Origin of the sequence: Micromonospora chalcea (assembly GCF_028768405.1) — a bacterium.
Taxonomy (GTDB): Bacteria; Actinomycetota; Actinomycetes; order Mycobacteriales; family Micromonosporaceae; genus Micromonospora; species Micromonospora chalcea.
Genome location: NZ_CP118233.1, coordinates 2,592,866 through 2,609,191, shown reverse-complemented (window position 1 = coordinate 2,609,191; position 16,326 = coordinate 2,592,866). Strand labels below are relative to the sequence as shown.

Here is a 16,326-nt window from a genome sequence, read left to right as displayed (position 1 = left end):
TGTCCGTGATGTTTCGCTCCGTCGCAGGTCGGGCACGTTCAGCCGCACGACACGCCCGGGGCGTTCGGTGATCGGACCGAGAACCCCGCCGTCTCGCCGTGCGCCGGGGCACGGGTCACTCCCCGGTTCTTCGCCGAAGAGAGGGGGAGGGTGATGACGACAGTCCCCGACACGGCCGCACGACGGCCGGCCGGACGCGCGGTGGCGGCAGCCGCCGCGCTCGCGTTGGTGGCCCCGCTGGCAGCCTGCGGATCCGGCGGCGACGGCGGCGTCCCCACGATCAACCTGTACTACCCGCCGGAGCAGAACCTGCAGAAGGTCGTCGACACCTGCAACACGGCGGCGCAGGGCCGGTACCGCATCGACTACCGGGTGCTGCCGCGCGAGGCCGACGAGCAGCGGGTGCAGATGGTGCGGCGGCTCGCCGCGCAGGACAGCGGGATGGACGTGCTCGGCCTGGACGTCACGTGGACCCAGGAGTTCGCCAGCGCGAAGTGGATCCGGGAGTGGACCGGCGAGGACAAGGCCGAGGCGGAGCGGGGCACGCTGGCCGGCCCGCTGGACACCGCCCGGTACGAGGACAAGCTGTACGCCGCGCCCAAGAACACGAACGTGCAGCTGCTGTGGTACCGGTCGGACCTGGTGTCGCAGCCGCCGAAGACCTGGGACGAGATGATCTCCGCCGCCCAGCAGCTCAAGGAGCAGGGCAAGCCGTACCAGGTGCTCACCATGGGCGCCCAGTACGAGGGCCTGGTGGTCCTCTACAACACGCTCGCCGAGAGCGCCGGCGGCAAGATCCTCAGTGACGACGGCAAGAAGGCGGAGATGGACGCCGGCGCGGTACGCGCGCTCGACCAGCTCAAGAAGTTCGCCACGTCCGGCGTGACGTCGCCGTCGTTCAGCAACGCGCTGGAGGACCCGGTGCGGCTGGAGTTCCAGTCCGGCAAGGGCGCGTTCCAGGTGAACTGGCCGTTCGTCTATCCGGCGCTCCAGGAGGCCAACCCGGAGCTGGCGAAGAACGTGAAGTGGGCCCGGGTGCCGGGCATCGAACCGGACACCCCCAGCAAGGTCACCATCGGCGGGGTCAACCTGGCGGTCAGCAGCTACTCCAAGCACCCGGAGGAGGCGTTCGAGGTGGCGCGCTGCCTGCGCAACGCCGAGAACCAGAAGTTCTCCGCCGTCAACGACGGCGTGCCGCCCACCATCGAGGCCGTCTACGACGACCCGGAGATGACCGAGGCGTACCCGATGAAGGAGACCATCCTGGAGGAGCTGAAGGAGCCGGCGGTGCGACCGCTGACCCCGGCGTACCAGAGCATCTCCACGGTGATGTCGGCGATCCTGTCGCCGCCGTCGGCGATCCGGCCCGAGCAGACCGCCGACGAGCTGCGCAAGGCGATCTCCGACGCGCTGGAGTCCAAGGGGGTTCTGCCATGAGCGTGAACGCCACTCCGGCCGGCGCGCAGGCCGCCGCCGAGGCCGAGTCCGAGCAGCCCGGCGGCCGGCACGCCGCAGTGCCGCAGCAGCGGTCGCGGCGCGGCTCCCGCGCCCCGCTGAGCGAGAACAAGCGGGCCGAACGGCGGCTCGGCTGGCTGCTGTGCGCACCGGCCGCGCTGGTCATGGTGCTGGTCACCGCGTACCCGATCCTGTACTCCGTCTGGTTGTCGCTGCAACGCTTCGACCTGCGCTTCCCCGACGAGCGGCAGTTCGTCGGGCTGGAGAACTACGTCACCGTGCTCACCAACGACTTCTGGTGGACCGCGTTCGGGGTGACCGCCCTGATCACCGTGGTCACCGTCGCGGTCGAGCTGGTGCTCGGCATGGGCCTGGCGCTGATCATGCACCGGACGCTCGTCGGCCGGGGGATCGTCCGCACCGCCGCGCTGATCCCGTACGGCATCGTCACTGTGGTCGCGGCGTTCTCCTGGCGGTACGCCTGGACGCCCGGCACCGGCTACCTGGCGAACCTGTTCGACGGCAGCGCCCCGCTCACCGAGCGGGCCAGCTCGCTGGCGATCATCATGCTGGCGGAGATCTGGAAGACCACCCCGTTCATGGCGCTGCTGCTGATGGCCGGGCTGGCGCTGGTGCCGGAGGACCTGCTCAAGGCGGCCTCCACCGACGGCGCGACGGCGTGGCAGCGGTTCACCAAGGTGATGCTGCCGGTGATGAAGCCGGCCATCCTGGTCGCGCTGCTGTTCCGCACGCTCGACGCGTTCCGGGTCTTCGACAACATCTTCGTGCTCACCAACGGCGGCAACGAGACGTCGTCGGTGTCGATGCTCGCCTACAACAACCTGATCCGGGGCCTGAACCTCGGCATCGGCTCCACGATGTCGGTGCTGATCTTCATCACCGTGGCGATCATCGCCTTCGTGTTCGTGAAGCTGTTCGGCACCGCTGCCCCGGGCAGCGACGATGGGGAGAGGCGCTGACATGGCAGTGGAATCCACCACGCGGGCGAAGGTGCGCTGGGGCCTGCTGGACGTCGTGGTCGTCGTCTTCGCGCTGGTCCCCGTGCTCTGGATCGCCTCGCTGTCGTTCAAGACCCCGGCCACGCTCACCGACGGCAAGTTCTGGCCGCGCGAGTGGACGCTGGACAACTACCGGACCATCTTCGACACCGACCAGTTCGTCCGGGCCCTGATCAACTCCATCGGCATCGCGCTGATCGCCACCACCATCGCGGTGGTGCTCGGGGCGATGGCCGCGTACGCGATCTCCCGCCTGGACTTCCCCGGCAAGAAGCTGCTGGTCGGCGTCTCGCTGCTGATCGCGATGTTCCCGCAGGTGTCGCTGGTGTCGCCGCTGTTCGAGATCGAGCGGCAGCTCGGCCTGTTCGACACCTGGCCGGGTCTGATCCTGCCCTACATCACGTTCGCGTTGCCGCTGGCGATCTACACGCTGTCGGCCTTCTTCAAGCAGATCCCGTGGGACCTGGAGAAGGCGGCGAAGATGGACGGCGCCACCCAGGCCCAGGCGTTCCGGCGGGTGATCGCGCCGCTGGCCGCGCCGGGCGTGTTCACCACCGCCATCCTGGTCTTCATCTTCTGCTGGAACGACTTCCTGTTCGCGATCACGCTCACCTCGACCGAGCGGTCCCGCACGGTCCCGGTGGCGCTGCAGTTCTTCACCGGCGAGTCGCAGTTCGAGGACCCGACCGGGGCGATCTGCGCCGCCGCCGTGGTGATCACCGTGCCGATCATCCTGTTCGTGCTCTTCTTCCAGCGCCGCATCGTCTCCGGTCTGACCTCCGGCGCAGTCAAGGGATAGGTGGTAGCAATGGCCGACATCGTGCTGGACAAGGTGAGCAAGCGGTTCCCGGACGGGACCACCGCCGTACAGGACGTCGACCTGGAGATCGCCGACGGCGAGTTCGTCATCCTGGTCGGTCCGTCCGGCTGCGGGAAGTCCACCACGCTCAACATGATCGCCGGGCTGGAGGACATCAGCTCCGGTGAGCTGCGCATCGGCGGCGAGCGGGTCAACGACAAGGCGCCCCGCGACCGCGACATCGCCATGGTCTTCCAGTCGTACGCGCTCTACCCGAACATGACCGTTCGGGAGAACATGGCGTTCCCGCTGCGGCTGGCGAAGCTGGACAAGGAGACCATCAACCAGAAGGTCGACGAGGCGGCGAAGGTGCTGGAGCTGACCGCGCTGCTGGACCGCAAGCCGGCCAACCTCTCCGGCGGCCAGCGGCAGCGGGTGGCGATGGGCCGGGCGATCGTCCGCCAGCCCAAGGCGTTCCTGATGGACGAGCCGCTGTCGAACCTGGACGCCAAGCTGCGGGTGCAGATGCGCACCGTGGTGTCGCGGCTGCAGAAGCAACTCGGCACCACCACCGTCTACGTCACCCACGACCAGACCGAGGCGATGACGCTCGGCGACCGGGTGGTCATCATGCGCGGCGGCGCGGTGCAGCAGGTCGGCCCGCCGCAGGAGCTGTACGACCACCCGCGCAACCTCTTCGTCGCCGGGTTCATCGGTTCGCCCTCGATGAACTTCGTGCACGCCGCGGTGGAGGACGGGAAGCTGCGGACCGCGCTCGGAGAGGTGCCGATCGGCGAGCGGGTCCGCCGCGAGCTGGAGGCCGGTGACGCGCCCCGCGAGCTGATCCTCGGCATCCGGCCGGAGCACTTCGAGGACGCCGCGTTGATCGACGACGAGACCCGCCGCCGGGGCATGGAGTTCGAGGCGCCGGTGGACATCGTCGAGTCGATGGGGTCGGACAAGTACGTCTACTTCACCGTCGAGGGGGAGCGGGCGACCGCCGCCGAACTGGAGGAGCTGGCCGCCGACGCGGGCGCGGCGGACTTCGCGGGCGGCGGCTCGAACCTGGTCACCCGCCTGTCGGCGGAGTCCCCGGTACGCGAGGGCGAGTCGCGCCGGGTGTGGTTCAACCTGGAGAAGATCCACCTGTTCGACCCGGGCAGCGGCCGTAACTTGACGCTGCACGAGGGCCGTTCGGCCGGCGCTCTGGCCGACTGACCCCGGACGCGCGAAGGGCCGGTGGCAACGCGGTGCCGCCGGCCCTTCGGCCTTGTCCGGCCAGCTCACCCTCCCTCCGTCGTCGGCCATCGGCGTGAGTGGAACGCCACGGGTGTCTCGGCGCGGTTTTGACACCCATGGCGTTCCACCGAGCACGGGCGCGGCGACCCGATGCGCCGATGGCTGCAGAGCAAAGGGGATGCTCGGCAGCAGAGGAGAATGAGGTAGGGCAACGGCGGGAGCCGTCGCTCACCAGGAGTGACGCAGCTCCAGGCCGAGGAAGCGGGCGTAACCCGTCAGCGCGGCGTCCACCCGGGTGCGCAGCGCGGCGTCGAACGGCACGAGCTGGTGCGCTGTCACTGTCACCGCCCGCGCGCCGATCGTCCGCGTCCAGGTGCCGACCACGCGCCCGCCGCGCACCACGGTCGACCGGAACATCCCGTTGTTGCCGGGGACCACCGCTGCGGCATGCGCCGGGTCGAGCATCAGCGACCGGTCCTTGAAGCCGAGCAGGTATTCGTCGAAGCCGGGCAGCGTGTGCACGTCGTCGACGGGCGCGCGGGGCGTGTCGAGCAGCGCGGCGTCGACCACCGCCGGCTCGCCGTCGACCTCGACCGGGGCGAGCAGGTCACCGGCCAGCGTGATCGCCCGGGTCGCGTCGGTGACGGTGAGGCCGGTCCACCGGGCCAGCTCGTGCCGGGTCACCGGGCCGTGGCCGCGCACATAGCGGTGCGCCAGCAACGCCAGCGCCTCGTCGCGCTCCGGGCGGCGCGGATCGGGCGCCCACTCGTCGAGCAGCACGAACGTCTGTTCGTTGCCGACGTGCGGGGCGATGCAGGTGACGCCGCGCTGGCTGGCGTACCAGAGCAGGTGGTAGCCGCGTTGACCATCCGTGTCCAGCCCGGCGGCGCGCAGCGCGGCCAGGCACTCGGCGCGGGTGAGCCGGCCGCCGCCGGCCAGCGCCGCACCCAGCACGTCACTGGCCCGTTCACCGTCGGCGACCGTCAGCCCGAGCTGCCGCCACCGCGCGGCGATGCCGGCGAGCGTCCGCACCCCGGTCAGGTCCAGCAGCCACCGCGCGTCCCGCGCCGGCACCAGGTGCACGGTGCCGCGCATCGGCCAGGTGCGCAGGGCCTCGCGCCGCTCCAGCGCCGCGCGGACGTCGTTCTGGGTGGCGCCGGGAAGGCGTACGCCGAGCGACCACAACCCGCTCGCGGCGTCCTGGGCCTGCATGGCGCCGAACCACTCGACCACGTCGGCGACGCCCTCGGGACGGGCCGTCGGGTGCGGGCGCAGCAGCAGGCCGGTCATCCGTAGCGCGAGCGCCTCGGCGCGGCTGAGGCGAACGGTCACGGGCGTCAGCGTAGGCCCGGGGTCCGACAGCCCCTGATCGCGCTGCGCCGGCCGCGCTGCCGACGAAGCGCGATCCCCCGTTCAGGTTCCCGGCGCGGGGCAGCCGACTTGGCTGGCGCCGGTCCGACCAGGATCCTCGCTGAGCTGGGCCGGGAAAGCGTTTTCGCGCGGAACTTGCGCAAATCTTGAGCCTCGGTCAGTCGAGCCGCCGGTGCATGACGAGCAGGTCGACGTACCCCCGGGTGGGGTGCCGGAAGCCCTCCGGCACCCGGCCGATCACCGCGAAGCCCAGCGACCGCCACAGCGCGACCGCCCGGGTGTTGGTGGCCACCACCGCGTTGAACTGCATGGCCCGGTAGCCGTCGGCCCGGGCCGCGGCGAGCACGTGCCCGGCCAGTGCCCGCCCGACGCCGTGCCCGGCGGCGGCCGGGGCGACCATGAACGAGGCGTTCGCCACGTGGTCGCCGGGGCCGCCCTGGTTGGGCGCGAGCTTCGCCGAGCCGAGCACCGCGCCGTCCGGCGCCACCGCGACCACCGTCCGCGCCGGTGGGCCCGGCATCCAGAGCCGCCGGGCCTGCTCCTGCGTGACGTCCGGGGGCCAGGTGTACGTCTCGCCGGCCGCGACGATCTCGCGCAGGAACGGCCAGATCAGTGGCCAGTCGGCGGGGGTGGCGGTGCGGATCTCCACCTGGCGAGCATGCCACGCCCGCCGTTTGACGCGACAAGTAACGGGTAGTCGCGGGAGTTGACCCCAAACGAGGAGGGATCGTCTGATGGATGGCCAGGTCAAGGTCGCGGTGATCTACTACAGCGCGACCGGCATCACCTACCAGATGGCGCAGTCGGCAGTCGAGGCGGCGGAGGAAGCCGGTGCCGAGGTGCGCCTGCGCAAGGTGCGTGAGCTGGCGCCCGACGAGGCGATCCGCTCCAACTCGGGCTGGCAGGCGCACCGGCTGGAGACCCAGGACGTGATGGAGGCCCAGCCGGACGACCTCTCCTGGGCCGACGTGGTGATCATGGGTTCGCCCACCCGGTACGGCATGGTCGCCGCACAGCTCAAGCAGTTCATCGACACCACCGGCCCGCTCTGGGCGGCCGGCGCGCTCGCCGACAAGGTGTACAGCGGCTTCACCTCGACCGCCACCTCGCACGGCGGCCAGGAGGCGACGCTGCTGTCGCTGTACACGATCTTCTACCACTGGGGCGGGATCGTGGTGACCCCCGGCTACACCGACCCGAGCCAGTTCGTCGCCGGCAACCCGTACGGCGCCTCGCACACCAGCAACAACGGCGAGGTGGCCCCGGACCACGTGGCCCTGACCGCCACCGCGCTGACCGCCAAGCGGGCCACGCTCATGGGCGCCGCGCTGAAGCGGGGCATGGCCGGCTGACCGGCGGATGGCGACCGGTGGCCGGACGGGGGCTCTCGAACCCGTCCGGACCACCGGTCGCCCCTCGCCCTACCCGCGATCGGCCGCTCCATGCGCGCTCAGCGCGGGCCGGTCGAGCAGATGTCCGAGCAGATCCGCCAGGACCGAGGTGCCGTCCTGGCTCAGCACCGACTCCGGGTGGAACTGCACCCCGGCGAAACCCGCCCCGCGCAGTGCGTGCACCGCGCCGTCGGCCGGGTCGCGGGACAGCTCCACCGGGCCGTACGGGCCGGTCATCCGGTCGGCGTCGGCGCGGGCGGTGAAGCTGGCGTAGAAGCCGACCCGGCGGGTCACCCCGAACACCGGCACGTCGCGCGGCAACCCCTGGTACGGCGCGTCCCGCCGGTGCAGCGGCAGACCCAGCAGCCCGGCGAGCAGCTGGTGGCCCAGGCACACCGCGAGCGCCGGCCGGCCGGAGGCGAGCAGCTCGGCCAGCAGCGCCCGCAGCGCCGCCATCTTCGGCGCGTCCGGGTCCCGCGGGTCGCCCGGCCCGGGGCCGACCACCACCAGGTCGTACCCGTCGAGCGGCCCCGGGTCCGGCCAGTCCCGCCGGGTCACCGCCAGCCCCAGCGCGCCGAGCTGGTGGGCGAGCATGCCGGTGAACGTGTCCTCGCCGTCGACGATCAGCGCCCGCCGGCCGGCGAGCCCGCGCAGCGCCAGCGCGCCCGCCCGGCGCTGCTCCAGCCAGAACCGGGCCAGCGGCGCGTTGCGGGCGGCCAGCGCGGCCTGCACCTCCGGGTCGTCGGCGTACCTGACGGCCGGCTCGGCGCCGGTGCCCGGCGCGTCCGGGCCGAGACCGAGCGCGGCCAGCACGCCCGCCGCCTTCGCGTGCGTCTCGGCGACCTCCCCGGCGGTCGTCGAGTGCCGCACCAGCGTGGCGCCGACCGGCACCCGCAGCGCGCCCTCGGGCGAGATCTCGGCGGTCCGGATCAGGATCGGCGCGTCCAGCGTCTGCCGGCCCTGCTCGTCGCGTCCGAGCAGCGCGAGCACGCCGGCGTAGTAGCGCCGGCCGGCGCGCTCGTGCCGGGCGATGACCCGGCAGGCGTTCTCCATCGGGCTGCCGGTCACGGTCGGGGCGAACATGGTCTCCCGCAGCACCTCCCGCACGTCCCGGGAGCAGCGCCCGGCCAGCAGGTACTCGGTGTGCGCCAGGTGCGCCATCTCCTTCAGGTACGGCCCGACCACCTGGCCGCCGTGCTCGGCGACCACGGCCATCATCTTCAGCTCCTCGTCCAGCACCATGTACAGCTCCTCCACCTCCTTCGGATCGTGCAGGAAGCGCAGCAGCTCAGCCCGGTCGACGGTCTCGCCCCGGTGCCGGAACGTGCCGCTGATCGGGTTCATCTCGACCAGACCGTCGGCGACGCTGACGTGCCGCTCCGGGCTGGCGCCGACCAGGATCCGGGCGCCGGTGTGCACCAGGAACGTCCAGTACGCGCCCCGCTCACGCAGCAGCAGCCGGCGCAGCGCGGCCAGGGCCGCGGCAAGTGGGTCGCCCTGCACCGTGGCGCGCATGGTGCGGTGGATGACGAAGTTCGCGCCCTCACCCCGGCCGATCTCGTCGGCCAGCACCCGGTCCACCACCGCCGCGTACTCGTCGTCGGCGATGTCGAAGCCGGCGTCGGTGGTGCGTACGGCGGCGTCGGGCAGCGCGCCGAGCAACTCGGCCAGGGGTATCCGCCGGTGCGCCTCGACGGTCAGGAACTCCAGCGGCATGCCGTCGTCCACGCACTCGAAGCCACGCTCGGTGACCTGCCGGAACGGCACCACTGCCAGCGTGCGCGGGCCGGCGCCGTCGTCGGGCAGCGGCAGGTCGGCGAGCCGGTCGGCGGTGCGTACCGGACCGGTGAACAGGTCGACGTGGTCGGCGCCCTCGCGGCGGACGAGCGCGAACGGGCCGGGGTCGTGGCCGGCCGCGACGGCGGCGAGCGGGTCGGACGGGCGGGTCATCGGGTCTCCTCGGTGGGCCGGTGACCGCCGACGTGGGCGACCCGGGATGCCGGGGAAGACCGGCGGCCGCCTCGTCGGGCGGCCGCGTGGGGAAGCTACGCGCGGGGGTGGGCCGCCGGGTCGGCGGGCCACCAGCAGGACAGGTGCGCGGGCATGACCGTCACTGTACGCGATCAGGCCGCCTCCGGTAAGCCGGTCGCGCCGGGTAGGTTGATCGGCGATGGACATCCTCGCTCTCGATCTGGGCACCTCCTCGGTGCGTGGGCTGGTGCTCGACGCGGACGCGGTGCCGCGTCCGGGCGCGCTGGCCCGTCGCCGGGTGCATCTGGTCACCGGGGACGACGGCACCGGGACGCTGGACGGCCCGGCCTACCTGGCGTGCCTGACGGAGTGCCTGGACGAGCTGGCCGCCGGCGGGCACCTGCGGGACGTGGACCTGGTGGCCACCTCCGCGCAGTGGCACTCGGTGCTGCCGCTGGCCGCCGACGGCACCCCGTCGGGACCGGTGCTGACCTGGCTGGACACCCGGCCGGAGGCGCTCGCCGGCGCGGTCGGCCCGGCCGACCCGGCGGACTTCCACAGGCGTACCGGCACGTGGTGGCACCGCTGCTTCTGGTCGGTGCGGCTGCCCTGGCTGCGGGAGCACGGCGCGCGGAACGCACGCTTCACCGGGCTGGCCGAGTACGTGCTCGGCGCGCTGCTCGGCGACGTGCCGATGTCCATGTCGATGGCTTCCGGCACCGGGCTGCTCGACCTGCGCCGCCTGGACTGGGACCCGGAGGCGTGCGAACTGGCCGGCGTACGCCCGGAGCAGTTGCTGCGGCTGGCCCCGGACGGCTGGCACGGCCGGCTGAACGCGGAGCACGCGCGGCGCTGGCCGCAGCTGGCCGGGGCGCGGTGGGCGGCGCCGGTCGGCGACGGGGCGGCCGCCAACGTCGGGTCGGGCTGCGTCGACCCGACGCGCGCGGCGGTGACCGTCGGCACCTCCGCCGCGGTCCGGATGATGCAGGCCGTGCCGGCGGGCGCGGAGCCGCCGCCGCTGCCGGAGCAGCTCTGGCGGTACCGGGTGGACCACAACCACGTGGTGACCGGCGCGGCGTACTCCAGTGGCGGCAACCTGTTCGCCTGGGCCAACCGGGAGCTGCGGCTGCCCGAGGGCGCGGCGCTCGAGGCGGCGCTGCGCCGGACCACCGGCTCGGTGCGGGCCAACCCGCGGCTGGGCGGTGACCGGCCGCCGGGCACGGACCCGGCGGGCTCGGGCGAGCTGCGTGGGCTCAGCTTCGGCACCACCGCCGTGGACGTCCTCGCCGGGCTGATGGGTGGCCTGTGCCGGCTCGTCGCCGATGACCTGGTCCTGCTGGAGGGCGGCGTCGGCGAGCCGATGGAGGTGGTCCTCGGCGGCGGGGCGCTGACCGCCTCGCCGTGGTGGCGCGCGGCGTTCGCCGACGCGCTCGCCCCGCGCGAGGTGCGGTGGCAGCGCAACCCGGAGATCGGGGCGGCCGGCGCGGCGCTCGTGGCGCTGGGACGTCTGCCCGAGGCGGCGCACATCGGCGGCATCGGCCGGACGGACGAAACCGCCTCGCACGCGTGACGGTCCGCCCGAAGCGCTGACCGGCCTGCTCGTGCCGTCCGGGCGGCCGTTGACACGGACCGCCGGCCTGGTTGGATGGACTCCGCTCCCCGACGTGGTGGAGTGGAACGAGGAGGCAGGTGTGGGCGCAGGTCCCGACCCGGCTCGTGGCGCGGTCCCGCAGCCGCACCGGCGGCGCTCCGGGTTCCGGCTGCGGGACTGGCGGATGGGCACCAAGCTCGCCACCGTGCTGGTGATCCCGTCGCTGGCGTTCCTCGTCCTGGCCGGCATCCAGACGCGCGGTCTGGTCGGGCAGACCACCACGCTGAGCGCCTTCGCCGAGCAGGTGGGCATCGGCCGGCAGATCGCCGTGGCCGTCGACCGGCTCCAGCACGAGCGGGACCGTACCGCCGGGGAGCTGGCGGGGCTGCGCCGCGCCGGCACCGGCGCCGACCGGGACGCCGCGGTCGCCGCCCTGAAGCCACTGCAGGCGGCCACCGACCGCGCGGTGGCGGACCTGCGTACCGCGGCCGCGCCGCTGGCCGACGCCGACGCGGCCTGGCGGGTGTCCTACTCGGAGGCGCTGGAGGCGTACGACCAGGTCGTCAACATCCGCGCCGCGGTGGCGCCGGCGGTGCTGTCCAGCGACACCGTCCTCAGCAACTACCACCGGTCCGTCGCGGCGCTGCTGAACCTGCTGGCCGAGCCGTCGCCCGGCGGCGGGCGGCAGGAGCTGACCGAGGCGGTGCTGCGCTACGTGCAGCTGTCCCGGGTCAAGGAGTTGTCCTCGCGGATCCGCGCGGAGCTCTACGCCGCCGCCCGCTCCGGCCGGTACGAGGCCGACGACCAGGTGACGCTCAGCGACCTGCGGGCCCAGCAGCTCACCGCGCTCGGCGCGTTCCGGGTCGCGGCGACCGCCGACCAGATCCGCCGCTACGACCAGACCTCGGTCGACCCGGCCTTCGTCGCGGCCACCCGGATGGAGGAGCGGACCCTGCCCGGCGGCGGCGACGCGAAGCCGGCGCTGCTCGACGCGGAGCAGTGGTGGTCGGCCAGTGAGCAGCGGCAGGAGTTGCTGCGCCAGATGGAGAGCGGGGTCGTCGACGACGCGGTACGCCGGGCCGACGACGCCAGCGCCCGGCAGCTGCGCGACACGCTGCTGGTGGCCGGTGGCATCGCCACAGTGCTGCTGGTGGCGGTGGCGATCTCGCTGCTGGTCGGCCGGTCGGTGGCCCGCGGCATGCGGCAGCTGCGCGGCCAGGCGCTGCGGATCGCGCAGGTGGATCTGCCGCTGACGCTGGAACGGCTGCGCACTGTGGACCGTCCGGTCGGCGCGATCGACGTGCCGCCCGCGGTGATCGACTCGCAGGACGAGATCGGCGAGCTGGCCGAGGCGTTCGTCGCGGTGCACCGCAGCGCCGTCGACGTGGCGGTCGAGCAGGCGATGATGCGGCGCAACGTCAACGCCATGTTCGTCAACCTGGCCCGGCGCAGCCAGGTGCTCGTCGAGCGTCAGCTGGAGCTGCTCGACGACCTCGAACGCGAGGAGAGCGATCCGGACCAGCTGGAGAATCTGTTCAAGCTCGACCACCTCGCCGCCCGCATGCGCCGCAACGACGAGAGCCTGCTGGTGCTCGCCGGCAGCGAGTCGACCCGGCGCTGGAACCGCCCGGTGGGTCTGGGCGCGGTGCTGCTGGCCGCGAGCGCGGAGATCGAGCAGTACCAGCGGGTACGCCACGAGAACCGGACGGACCTGCACGTCGTCGGGCACGCGGTGGGCGACCTGGTGCACCTGTTCGCGGAGCTGCTGGAGAACGCCACCTCCTTCTCCCGCCCGGAGACCACGGTGCGGGTCGTCGTCGAGCCGGACGGCCGGGGCGCGCTGGTGCGGGTCGTCGACGAAGGGCTGGGCATGAGCCCGGCGGCGCTGGCCGAGGCGAACGCGGTGCTGGCCGAGCCGCCGGCCGCCGACGTGTCGGCCTCGGAGCGGATGGGTCTGTTCGTGGTCAGCCACCTCGGCGCCCGCAACGGCGTACGGGTGCGGTTGCAGGCCGGCGGCGCGGGCCTGGTCGCCCTGGTGCGGATCCCGGTCGAGCTGCTGGCCGAGGCGCCCGCGCCGGAGGCGGGCCGGCCGGTGCCGGCGGGTCGGCCCGTACCGGGGGTGGACCGGAGCGTCCGCACGCCCACCGGTCCGGTCGCGGCGTCCGGGGCGCTCGCGGCGCCGACGGCCGAGCTGCCGGTGGCGGGATGGCGTCCGGCGCCCGGTCAGCCGGCGGCGCTGCCGCTGTCGCCGCTGACCGGCCGTCCGCTCGGGGACGGGCCGGAGGCGCCGACGTCCGGATCGCCGGCGCCCGCCGCGCCGGCCGGCGCCGTGCCGCGCCCCCGGCCGGCCCGGGCCGAGGACGTCCTGACCCCGGCTGTCGCCGGACCCGCCGGCGGTGGCTGGTTCAGCCGGCAGGGGCCGACGGCGTCGCTGCTGGGTGTGACGCCCGCCCCGGCGCCGACGCCGGTGACCGGAGGGACCAACGAGCGGGGACTTCCGGTACGGGTGCCGATGGCCCAGCTTGCCCCGGCCTCCGTGGCCGACCGCCCGGTGATGCGGCACGAGCCGGACCCGGAGGCGGTCGGCGGCATGCTGTCGCGCCTCTACAGCGGGGTGCGGCGCGCCGAGGCCGAGGAGACCACCGAGATGTACCTGCCGCGCGACGAAGGAGGACGACGACAGTGACGACGTTGAGCCAGGAGGCACGCGACCTGAGCTGGCTGGTGAACGCGTTCGCGGAGCGCGTTCCCGGGGTGGCGCACGCGGTGGTGGTGTCCTCCGACGGGCTCCTGGTGGCGATCTCGGCGCATCTGCCCCGGGACCACGCGGACAAGCTCGCCGCGGTGACCTCCGGCCTGATGAGCATCACCGCGGGCGCGGCCCAGATGTTCGACGGCGACGTCGTCAAGCAGACAGTGGTCGAGATGGGGCGCGGCTATTTCCTGGTGATGCAGATCCGGGACGGCTCTATCCTGGCCACGCTGGCCGGGGCGGACGCCGACATCGGCGTGGTCGGCTACGAGATGGCGCGGCTGGCCAAGCAGGCCGGCGAGATGCTCACCCCGGCGCTGCGCGCCGAGCTGCAGCAGGCGCTGCCGCGCTGATCCGCCGATGCGGGGGCCCGGCCGGCGCGCAGCCGGCCGGGCCGCCACCGCCTACAGCCCGTTGCGGCGGATCACGTCGCGGTACCAGTGGGCGCTGCGCTTGAGCACCCGCCGCTGGCTCGCGTAGTCCACGTAGACCAGGCCCCAGCGCTGCTCGTACCCCTCGGCCCACTCGAAGTTGTCCAGCAGCGACCAGACGTGGTAGCTCTCCAGCGGTACCCCGTCGCCGATGGCCCGGTGGGCGGCGGCGAAGTGGTCGCGCAGGAAGCTGACCCGCCCGGCGTCGTCGACGTTGCCGTCCGCGCCGGGCACGTCGGGGCAGGGCAGGCCGTTCTCGGTGATGGTGATCGGCACCCGGCCGTAGTCCCGGGTGACCCGGGTGAGGATGTCGTACATGCCCTCGGGGTAGATCTGCTGCCACTCCGCCTCGGAGGTGGGCCACTTGCGGACCGTGCTGCCGTCGCCGGTGACGTAGATCGGCGTGTAGTACTGCACGGCGAGCAGGTCGACCGGGCTGGAGATGATCTTCAGGTCGCCGTCGCGGACGCCGCGGACCAGCCGGCTGTCCGGGCCGCGGTCGTCCAGCACGTCCTGCGGGTACGCGCCCTTGAAGATCGAGTCGAGGTAGAGGCGGTTCTCGTAGCCGTCGTGGAGCTTGGTCGCGGCGGCCGCCTCGGCGCTGTCGTCGGCGGGGTAGCAGGGGTGCAGGTTGAGGGCGGGGCCGATCCGGCCGGTGAGGCCGGAGGCGCGCAGCGCCCGCACGGCGAGGCCGTGGGCGAGCTGGAGGTGGTGGGCGACCAGGTACGCCGCGTCCTCGTCCCGGAAGCCCGGGGCGTGGTGGCCCCAGATGTAGCCGTTCTGCACGACGGTCTTGGGCTCGTTGACGGTCAGCCAGACCGGCACCTGGTCGCCGAGGGCGTGGAACACCGCGTCGGCGTACTCGGCGAAGCGCTCGGCGGTGTCCCGGTTCTCCCAGCCGCCGGCGTCCTGGAGGGCCTGGGGGAGATCCCAGTGGAACAGCGTGGCCATCGGCGCGATGCCGCGCTCGTGCAGCCCGTCCACGAGGCGGCGGTAGAAGTCGAGACCGCGCTGGTTGGGACGGCCGGAGCCGTCGGCCTGGATGCGGGGCCAGGAGATGGAGAACCGGTAGCTGCGCAGTCCCAGATCACGCATCAGGTCGAGGTCCTGCGCGTACCTGTGGTAGTGGTCGGCGGCGACGTCGCCGGTGTCGCCGTTGCGGATGCGCCCCGGCGTGTGGCTGAAGGTGTCCCAGACGGACTCACCCCGCCCGTCCTCCTTGGCGGCCCCCTCGATCTGGTACGCCGAGGTCGCCGCGCCCCAGCCGAAGCCGTCCGGGAAGCGCAGTCCGCGGTCCTGCTCCGGGTCGGTGGCGCGCTCGGGCGGGCTGTCGCAGCCGCCGAGCGCGACGGTCGACGCGGCGGCCGCTGTCGCGGTGGCGCCGGCGAGCCCGGTCCGGGCCGCGCCGGCCGCGGTCGCGGACAGGGCGGCGCGGCGGAGCAGGCGCCGTCGGGTGAGTAACGACATGAGGTTTCTCCTCGGAGTGACGGGCCGCCCTGGGCCGGGAGCGCTCCCATCATAGCCAGGGAGCGGCCGGCCCTGATCCGGCGGTCGCGGCGAGGTGCGGCGCGGCCGGCGGGCGGCCGGAAAGTGGGTGGGCGGGGGCGTCGCTCGGGAACGCCGCTCGGGGCGGCGTGAGCGGCGAGGGGTGGGGTGGATAGCGAGAAAGGCCGTCCGGGTGGCGTGTCACGCCTGTCCCGTCGGCCTCTTTTGCCGTCGACAACGGGGGTTTAGTGTGGGGACGGGGGAGGGCAACCCCCGTCCCCACCGATGGTGCACACACGCACGAAGTGGAATTGGCGTCCGTCGTGCGCGTCGCGCGGGAGCCGGGCCACGCGAGTGGCTCTGGTTCCACCTCCCTCCGTTTGGCGGGTGGCGGCCGGTGGCGGCGTCCGGGCTGGTCCGCCGCCGGCCTCTGGGCCGACGCGCCGGGCACGGGCGTACCCGGCGATCCAGTACTTGTATCACCGTCGATGGAAGCGCTCCCATCGGCGATGCTGCGACTGTAACGCCCGTCACGGGTTTGGAAAAGCCCCTAAACGAGATCGAAACATGGAAGCGCGTATCTGCGCTGGCCGTTGTGGTGGGAGCGCTTCCATGTCACACTCTCGTCACGCCACGCGGAGCCAGTGACGCGAGCGCGGGCCGCCGAGGGCACCCGGTGACAACCGGTGCGGCGCCCCGATCCCCGGCACGGCCGGGACGACCACCTTTCCGGACGCCTCCGTCCCCCCGCGTACGCCCCGTCGACGCGTGGAGGCGCCCCGCCGGGACCCCGAGGTCCCGGCCCGGTCCGAGGAGACACCG

Annotated in this window: 12 protein-coding genes; 8 read left to right on the top strand and 4 right to left on the bottom strand. The window is 73.3% G+C overall.

What is annotated here, in order from left to right; translation table 11 throughout:
* The first annotated feature begins 153 nt into the window (after nt 1-153).
* From PVK74_RS10940 to PVK74_RS10925, 4 genes are read left to right on the top strand one after another with little or no spacing between them, the layout of a single operon-like run.
* Nucleotides 154-1,437 (top strand): ABC transporter substrate-binding protein, encoded by a 1,284-nt coding sequence (locus tag PVK74_RS10940; RefSeq protein WP_274479020.1) that lies wholly within the window; start codon nt 154-156, stop codon nt 1,435-1,437.
* Nucleotides 1,434-2,435: a carbohydrate ABC transporter permease gene (locus PVK74_RS10935; RefSeq protein ID WP_043329800.1), complete on the top strand. Its 1,002-nt coding sequence runs from the start codon at nt 1,434-1,436 to the stop codon at nt 2,433-2,435. Before PVK74_RS10940 ends, PVK74_RS10935 begins: the two co-directional genes overlap by 4 nt.
* Nucleotide 2,436: 1 nt before the next feature.
* On the top strand, nt 2,437-3,273 hold the full coding sequence (locus PVK74_RS10930; RefSeq protein WP_043329801.1) for a carbohydrate ABC transporter permease: 837 nt from the start codon (nt 2,437-2,439) through the stop codon (nt 3,271-3,273).
* 9 nt (nt 3,274-3,282) lie between these two features.
* Nucleotides 3,283-4,491, top strand: coding sequence for an ABC transporter ATP-binding protein (locus PVK74_RS10925; RefSeq protein ID WP_069087740.1), 1,209 nt, complete (start codon nt 3,283-3,285; stop codon nt 4,489-4,491).
* Nucleotides 4,492-4,740: 249 nt separating this feature from the next.
* On the opposite strand, the gene PVK74_RS10920 is transcribed toward PVK74_RS10925, so the two are convergent.
* Nucleotides 4,741-5,844, bottom strand: a complete 1,104-nt coding sequence (locus tag PVK74_RS10920; RefSeq protein WP_187692593.1) for a winged helix DNA-binding domain-containing protein — start codon at nt 5,842-5,844, stop codon at nt 4,741-4,743.
* Nucleotides 5,845-6,040: 196 nt separating this feature from the next.
* Nucleotides 6,041-6,532, bottom strand: a complete 492-nt coding sequence (locus PVK74_RS10915) for a GNAT family N-acetyltransferase (RefSeq protein ID WP_064445393.1) — start codon at nt 6,530-6,532, stop codon at nt 6,041-6,043.
* A gap of 85 nt (nt 6,533-6,617) precedes the next feature.
* Here PVK74_RS10915 and wrbA point away from each other — a divergent pair, with 85 nt between their 5' ends.
* A complete protein-coding gene (wrbA, locus tag PVK74_RS10910) occupies nt 6,618-7,235 on the top strand; it encodes an NAD(P)H:quinone oxidoreductase (RefSeq protein WP_043329810.1) in 618 nt (205 codons plus the stop codon).
* A 69-nt stretch (nt 7,236-7,304) separates the two neighbouring features.
* Here wrbA and PVK74_RS10905 read toward each other — a convergent pair whose 3' ends face one another.
* Nucleotides 7,305-9,224: a chorismate-binding protein gene (locus PVK74_RS10905; protein ID WP_274479019.1), complete on the bottom strand. Its 1,920-nt coding sequence runs from the start codon at nt 9,222-9,224 to the stop codon at nt 7,305-7,307.
* A gap of 220 nt (nt 9,225-9,444) precedes the next feature.
* On the opposite strand from PVK74_RS10905, the gene PVK74_RS10900 reads away from it, so the two are divergent.
* The 3 genes from PVK74_RS10900 to PVK74_RS10890 are packed head-to-tail and all read left to right on the top strand — an operon-like array spanning nt 9,445 to nt 13,941.
* Nucleotides 9,445-10,815 carry an FGGY family carbohydrate kinase gene (locus tag PVK74_RS10900; RefSeq protein ID WP_274479018.1) on the top strand — a complete coding sequence of 457 codons (1,371 nt, stop codon included), beginning with the start codon at nt 9,445-9,447 and terminating at the stop codon, nt 10,813-10,815.
* A 31-nt stretch (nt 10,816-10,846) separates the two neighbouring features.
* Nucleotides 10,847-13,522: a sensor histidine kinase gene (locus tag PVK74_RS10895; protein ID WP_393099755.1), complete on the top strand. Its 2,676-nt coding sequence runs from the start codon at nt 10,847-10,849 to the stop codon at nt 13,520-13,522.
* Entirely contained in the window at nt 13,519-13,941 is a 423-nt protein-coding gene (locus PVK74_RS10890) for a roadblock/LC7 domain-containing protein (protein WP_013287300.1), read from the top strand. The genes PVK74_RS10895 and PVK74_RS10890 overlap by 4 nt, the downstream gene beginning before the upstream one ends.
* 51 nt (nt 13,942-13,992) lie before the next feature.
* On the opposite strand, the gene PVK74_RS10885 is transcribed toward PVK74_RS10890, so the two are convergent.
* Nucleotides 13,993-15,486 carry a GH1 family beta-glucosidase gene (locus tag PVK74_RS10885; RefSeq protein WP_274479016.1) on the bottom strand — a complete coding sequence of 498 codons (1,494 nt, stop codon included), beginning with the start codon at nt 15,484-15,486 and terminating at the stop codon, nt 13,993-13,995.
* Between the last annotated feature and the right edge of the window lie 840 nt (nt 15,487-16,326).

Excerpts from the sequence above, each read along its gene's own strand:
- PVK74_RS10940 (WP_274479020.1), top strand. The coding sequence starts at position 154 with ATGACGACAGTCCCCGACACGGCCGCACGACGGCCGGCCGGACGCGCG.
- PVK74_RS10935 (WP_043329800.1), top strand. The coding sequence starts at position 1,434 with ATGAGCGTGAACGCCACTCCGGCCGGCGCGCAGGCCGCCGCCGAGGCC.
- PVK74_RS10930 (WP_043329801.1), top strand. The coding sequence starts at position 2,437 with ATGGCAGTGGAATCCACCACGCGGGCGAAGGTGCGCTGGGGCCTGCTG.
- PVK74_RS10925 (WP_069087740.1), top strand. The coding sequence starts at position 3,283 with ATGGCCGACATCGTGCTGGACAAGGTGAGCAAGCGGTTCCCGGACGGG.
- wrbA (WP_043329810.1), top strand. The coding sequence starts at position 6,618 with ATGGATGGCCAGGTCAAGGTCGCGGTGATCTACTACAGCGCGACCGGC.
- PVK74_RS10905 (WP_274479019.1), bottom strand. The coding sequence starts at position 9,224 with ATGACCCGCCCGTCCGACCCGCTCGCCGCCGTCGCGGCCGGCCACGAC.
- PVK74_RS10900 (WP_274479018.1), top strand. The coding sequence starts at position 9,445 with ATGGACATCCTCGCTCTCGATCTGGGCACCTCCTCGGTGCGTGGGCTG.
- PVK74_RS10885 (WP_274479016.1), bottom strand. The coding sequence starts at position 15,486 with ATGTCGTTACTCACCCGACGGCGCCTGCTCCGCCGCGCCGCCCTGTCC.